Below are 690 nucleotides of genomic sequence, written 5' to 3'. Positions count from 1 at the left end.
CTCAAACGGGCCCTTCCTCGCCTCCCTGGTCTCCTACCTGGACCCCTATGTGATCGCCCAGGTGGTGAACGCCAACGGGGCCATGCTCTCCTCCTCCCTGGACTACATCGACCCCTCGGTGGTGGCGGGGGTGATCAACGCCAACGGGGCCTTCCTGGCCTCGGTGATGGCCTACCTGGACCCCGCGGTGCTCGCGGGCTCCCTCAACGCCAACCTGGATATGGTCACCCGCGTGACCCGCTCCATCTCCCCCGCCTACATCGCCGACATCCTCAACAACACCACCCTGCTCTCCGCCTCCGCCCCCTTCATGCAGCCCTACCCGGTGGCCGCCGCCCTGCAGGGCGCCACCTCCTTCATAAACGGCCTGCTCTCCTACTTGGACCCCGCGGTGGTGGCCGACCTCATCAACTCCTCCATCGACCTGGTAAAACAGGCCGCCGACCACACCGACCCCGGCTTCGTGGCCGACCTCATCGGAAGCCAGGCCCTGCTCTCACGCGTCCTGGGGCTCCTGGACGTGGAGGTGCTGGCGCGGGTGGTGAACGCCAACCCCCAGATGACCTCGGACCTTTTGCCCCTGCTCGCCCCCGCGGTGGGCTCGGGCCTGGGGGCGGGCATATCCGCAAACCCCGCCCTCTTGACCGAGGCCCTGAAGGCCCTGAACCCCGCGGTGCTGGCCCAGGCCCT

General features: G+C 68.4%; 1 protein-coding gene. It reads left to right on the top strand.

Annotated features, from left to right (window positions below):
* The coding region (locus QME84_12725) for a hypothetical protein (GenBank protein ID MDI6875127.1) at nucleotides 1–690 on the top strand (690 nt) is incomplete at both ends.

The sequence above is a fragment of the Actinomycetota bacterium genome, from assembly GCA_030019255.1.
Lineage (GTDB): Bacteria > Actinomycetota > Geothermincolia > Geothermincolales > RBG-13-55-18 > Solincola_A.
Note: the sequence above shows the minus strand (reverse complement) of the source record. Positions and strands in the feature narration are given on the sequence as shown.